At 63.1% G+C, this 4,582-nt stretch carries 5 protein-coding genes and 3 pseudogenes; 4 read left to right on the top strand and 4 right to left on the bottom strand.

Features of this window, described 5'->3' with window-relative positions:
- The 4 genes and pseudogenes from B7R21_RS19065 to B7R21_RS20340 form a co-directional block, all read left to right on the top strand.
- A pseudogene (locus B7R21_RS19065) lies at positions 1–176 on the top strand (IS256 family transposase); the annotation flags it as partial.
- A 141-nt stretch (positions 177–317) separates the two neighbouring features.
- Positions 318–896, top strand: coding sequence for a recombinase family protein (locus tag B7R21_RS19060; RefSeq protein ID WP_116284837.1), 579 nt, complete (start codon positions 318–320; stop codon positions 894–896).
- 389 nt (positions 897–1,285) lie between these two features.
- Positions 1,286–1,531 carry a hypothetical protein gene (locus B7R21_RS19055; RefSeq protein ID WP_116284836.1) on the top strand — a complete coding sequence of 82 codons (246 nt, stop codon included), beginning with the start codon at positions 1,286–1,288 and terminating at the stop codon, positions 1,529–1,531.
- Between the two features lie 305 nt (positions 1,532–1,836).
- Positions 1,837–2,010 carry a hypothetical protein gene (locus tag B7R21_RS20340; protein ID WP_172592292.1) on the top strand — a complete coding sequence of 58 codons (174 nt, stop codon included), beginning with the start codon at positions 1,837–1,839 and terminating at the stop codon, positions 2,008–2,010.
- A gap of 55 nt (positions 2,011–2,065) precedes the next feature.
- On the opposite strand, the pseudogene B7R21_RS19050 reads toward B7R21_RS20340, so the two are convergent.
- The 4 genes and pseudogenes from B7R21_RS19050 to eno all read right to left on the bottom strand — a co-directional run.
- Positions 2,066–2,179: pseudogene (locus B7R21_RS19050) on the bottom strand (recombinase family protein); the annotation flags it as partial.
- A gap of 218 nt (positions 2,180–2,397) precedes the next feature.
- Positions 2,398–2,775 (bottom strand): fluoride efflux transporter CrcB, encoded by a 378-nt coding sequence (gene crcB / locus B7R21_RS19045; protein ID WP_116284834.1) that lies wholly within the window; start codon positions 2,773–2,775, stop codon positions 2,398–2,400.
- Positions 2,772–3,266 carry a fluoride efflux transporter FluC gene (locus B7R21_RS19040; protein ID WP_116284835.1) on the bottom strand — a complete coding sequence of 165 codons (495 nt, stop codon included), beginning with the start codon at positions 3,264–3,266 and terminating at the stop codon, positions 2,772–2,774. The genes crcB and B7R21_RS19040 overlap by 4 nt, the downstream gene beginning before the upstream one ends.
- A gap of 47 nt (positions 3,267–3,313) precedes the next feature.
- Positions 3,314–4,441: pseudogene (gene eno, locus B7R21_RS19035) on the bottom strand (phosphopyruvate hydratase); the annotation flags it as partial.
- Positions 4,442–4,582 lie beyond the last annotated feature (141 nt).

Below are 4,582 nucleotides of genomic sequence, written 5' to 3'. Positions count from 1 at the left end.
CGGTCCGCGCCAGGGGACATTTCCCCAATGAGCAAGCCGCACTGAAATGTGTCTACCTGGCCGTGATGAGCCTGGATCCGACCGGCCAAGGGCGGGCCCGCTGGACCCAACGATGGAAGGCCGCGCTCAACGCGTTCGACATCACTTTCAACGGCCGACTCACCGTCGGACGCTAACCCACAACAACACTAGTTACACCGAATTCTTGACAGACCCCGGCGCTTCTGACACGGTCTGATTCTCGCAGCTATGTGTCGCAACCTCCCTCTAGAATTGGTGTAGCGAAGTACGATTGTAGGACAGGTGGGGGAGTGGTTGTGGGCAGGTTGATTGGGTATGCGCGGGTGTCGACGAAGAACCAGGACACCGACCGTCAAGAGCAAGATCTTTTGGCTGCTGGGGTGCGCCGGGATGATTTGTATGTGGATCATGGGGTGAGTGGGGCCAGGGCGAGCCGGCCGGAGTTTGATCGGGCGTTGTTGGCGTTGCATGACGGTGACACTCTGGTTGTGACGACTCTTGACCGTTTGGGCCGGTCGACGCAGAACATGCTCGCGTTGCCGGACATGCTCCGGGGCAGAGGCGTGGGGCTTCGGGTGTTGAACCTGGGGGGTGGGAATGTGGACACGGGAACGCCGATGGGGTCGATGGTGTTCACGGTGATGGCGGCTCTCGCGCAGATGGAGCTCGACATTAAACGAGAACGCATCACCGACAGCGTTTCTAAGCGTCGTGCGGCGGGGAAGGACCTGGGCGGGAGGCGTCAGCAGTTCACGGATAGTCAGGTCATGAACGCGAGGCGTCTTATTGATGGTGGGGAGCCGGCGGCGCAGGTCGCACGGGATCTGGGCATGTCACGGGCAACGCTATACCGGCGTATCGGGTCGTTGACGTGATGACGTCTTCGTGGGCGGATGGGGTGGTGTCGATGGGCCTCGCCGAGGAGTCGGCACACGTCGAGCGATGGGCGAACCGTCGGCCGGTCATGAACCCGGCAGGATGACGGGCGAGGGGGCGTTACAGATCGCGGGTCGTAGTCCAGGTACGGAATGTTGCGCGTGACTGGTTTGCTGACGAACCCGCGCGCTAAAGGTTTACTGAGCTGGTGTTGGTGAGGACGTTTCGATCAGATCGGCGGGTGTTCCGGCTGGGGCTGGCGGGCGGCGGTTGCTGGTAGCTGCGACCCTGTGCAGACCCTGTGTGGCCGTCAGTGGACTGGGTGGTGGATGTGTCAGGGTGGAGGAAGCGTCCCGGATGTGTGGGACTTTGCCCTGAGGAGATGGTGATGGCTAAGAAGGCTGTTGAGAGAGTTGTGTTCAATCCGGTCAAATCGTTGCAGGGGTTCGGGTTCAAAAGTGAGTACGCATACCTGGCCGGTTTCGCATCGATCGGGTTGTCGTTGACGTCGTGGCTGATCTCTCGAGGGAAGAAGACTGATGACAAAGCCCAGTCGGACCGGTGGGGTATTTTCGTTGGCCACTGGGCGCCCACGTTCTTCGCTCTCGGTGTCGCATTGAAACTCGAAGAATAGGCGTCCGCCGGCCATGCCCGACCGAACACGAAACGCACCCGCCCCGGATCGGGTTGGGTGCGTTCGTGTTTGCAGGATCCGTAGGTTCGGGGGTGTGGAGCTGGAGGTTGATGCGTTCAGTTCCGGTGAGCGGGACGCTCAGGCCCCATTCGTGGTCACCGGGATATTCCCGGTGAAGGTCACACCCCGGTCTTGAAGTTCAGTGGCCTCGGTTTCGAGGTCGCTGTCGGGCGGTCCTATTGATGGTATTCGCGGACCCTCGTCGTCCGGGTAGGCGCTGAAACGACGTTGGATAGACTTGGTCAATGGTTGAGCACATCGAAGACTGTGACGTTTATGCTGCATCGTCGTACAAGGTCGCTATTTCCCATGGTCATCGGATGATGCAGAAGGTGAATCTGAAGGCGCGGGTCGACACGGAAACCGGCGAGGTCACGTTCTACGTGCCGCTCGACACGCTCGACACACTCCGCGACTAATCCCCGATCCCAGCAACCAGACAAAATCGGGTAGCGTTTCAGGCCCCTTAAGCCGGACGTCGGAGAAGATGTCCCGCTGCTGCACCCCGATCTTCACGAGAGCTTCGACCTGCAGCTGCGCATCCTGCGCAGCGGTACTCACCCGCGTGTACCCGAGTGTGAGTCGCAAAGCTCAGTGGCTGGTTAGGACGACGGTGTTTGACCGGAGTGGGCTGTGGACGTCTGGGTGGGCGAGGGGAAGGCCCCATCTCGGTAGGTAGGGTCTTCCCCTCTCACTCCCGAACCGGAGGCCGTGGAAACCTTCGTGCTGTTCGAGGAGTGTTCGGGTGGTCTGTCGTACGAGAACCATCGGGCACACGGCAGACCAGTCTGTGGGGTGATGTGAACTTACAGGAAGCTCCCTATTCCGGCGCCTGCGAGGGCGGCGAGGATCGCGAGGCCGAGCATCCCGAGGGAGTTCGCCAGGGCGGGAACGTACCGGTGTTGTTGGATGAGGCGGATGCTTTCGAAGCTTGCGGTGCTGAAGGTGGTGTACCCACCCAGGAGTCCGGTGCCGATGATCAAGCGCCACGCATCGGGGAGCACCCCTTGGAACGCGGTTTCGGTGATGAACCCGAGAAGGAAAGCTCCGGTGATGTTGATGATCATCGTCCCGATCGGGAAGGACGCTCTGGTGTGAGATTTGATGGTGCCGTCGGCAACCAGCCGAAGAACAGATCCGGCACCGCCCGCGGCGGATAACCCGACAAAGAGAAGCGGCGTCACTGGGGATCCCCCGACCCTGTATCGGGGTGGCGGTGTCGGTGATGCGCGGCTGCCAGCCCGATCCCTGCGAGAGTCGCGACGGCCCCGATCACGACGGTGGCGATCGCGTATCCGATGCCACTCCAGGGGTGCCCGTCGAGGAGAAGGAACCCGGTATCGGTTGCGAGGGCGCTGTAGGTCGTGAAACCGCCAGCGAACCCTGTTCCGAGAAGCAGCCGCAGGGTCCGCCGCCGGCCCTCGTCGGCCCCTCGACGGGCAAGCCCTTCGAGAAGCGCGCCGAGGAATAGGGCGCCAACAATGTTGATGGCGAAGATCGCGACAGGGATACCCGACACAGACGGGATCATGAGGCTGATGCCCTCGCGGGCAGCGGTACCGGCCGTCCCTCCTGCGGCGACGAGTCCGATGTAGGGCCATCGCAGGTGAATCGGGCGGACGGGTCCGCTGGTGGGTATGTCATTGACGTCGGTATCGCTATCCAGGGGCAGCATCTCGTCCGGGTCAGCACGCTGCCTGGTCGCGGGGTCGCGGGGAATGCTCATGCCAGCCCGTACCCGAGAGCAGGGTTGCGGGCTTCTATTTGGGCGAGGCGGTTGTATTTCACGACGCGTTCGCCGCGGGCCGGGGCGCCGGATTTGATTTGGCCGACACCGGTTCCGGCAGCGAGGTCGGCGATGAAAGTGTCTTCCGTTTCGCCGGAGCGGTGCGAGATCATGCATGCCATACCGTTGCGGCGGGCGGCAGCGATCGCGTCGAAGGTCTGCGTGACGGTGCCGATCTGGTTCGGTTTGATCAGCGCGGCGTTTGAGTAGCCGTTGTCGGCGCCGTCCTGGATACGGGCCGGGTCGGTGACGTAGAGGTCATCGCCGACGAGCTGCACCCGGCTGGCCGCCGCTTGGTGAAGGAGCTGCCAGCCGGCGTGGTCGTCTTCGGCGAAGCCATCCTCGATGCTCCGGATCGGGTACCGGTCGAGCAGGTCGACGTAGAACCGGGTGAGGTCTTCCCTGCTGTATTGCTGGCCGGCGATCGCATAGGCGTCGTTTTCGTAGAAGCCGTTCGCTGCTGGGTCCATCGCGATCGCGACGTCATTCACCCCGGGGGTGAACCCTGCCGTGGTGATCGCTTCGACGAGGAGGTCGAGGGCTTCGGTGGGGTGGCTGATCGGCGGGGCGAAGCCGCCCTCATCGCCAAGCCCGACGGCGCCGTACCGGGATCGCACGAGTGCGGCGAGGGCGTGGTAGACCGCAGCGCCGGTCTCTATCGCTGATGCTTCATCGGTCGCGCCGACGGGGGCGATCATGAACTCCTGGAAGACGAGGTCGTTGGCGGCGTGCGCGCCGCCGTTCAGGACGTTGAAGTGCGGCACCGGCAATAGCTCGGCAGAGCCGGTTGTCTCGGCAATCCACTGGTGCAAGGGCAGGCCCTGGTTGACCGCGAACGCGCGGGCTGCGGCGATCGACACGGCGATGACCGCGTTCGCGCCCAACCGCGCAAGGTTCGGTGTCCCATCCAGCTCCCGGAGGGCGTCATCCAGTTCATGCAGGGAGTGCCAGGGGCGGCTGGTGAGGAGGGGTGCAATCTCTGTCCGGATGCCGGTGAGGGCTTTCTGCACGCCGCGGCCGCCGTAGTGGGCGGTGTCGCCGTCACGGAGCTCGACCGCCTCGAACGCACCCGTCGAGGGGGTCTATACGATTTTCGGTGTAACTCCTGAGCAAGGAGGAACCGAATGACTGACGTGAAGATCGACGTGGAGGACGAGGCCGTGGCGACGGTGAAGCATGACGGCTTGGTCGATGGCCGGCTGGTA

This window comes from Subtercola boreus (assembly GCF_003399625.1).
In the GTDB taxonomy this organism is placed as follows: Bacteria; Actinomycetota; Actinomycetes; order Actinomycetales; family Microbacteriaceae; genus Subtercola; species Subtercola boreus_C.
Note: the sequence above shows the minus strand (reverse complement) of the source record. Positions and strands in the feature narration are given on the sequence as shown.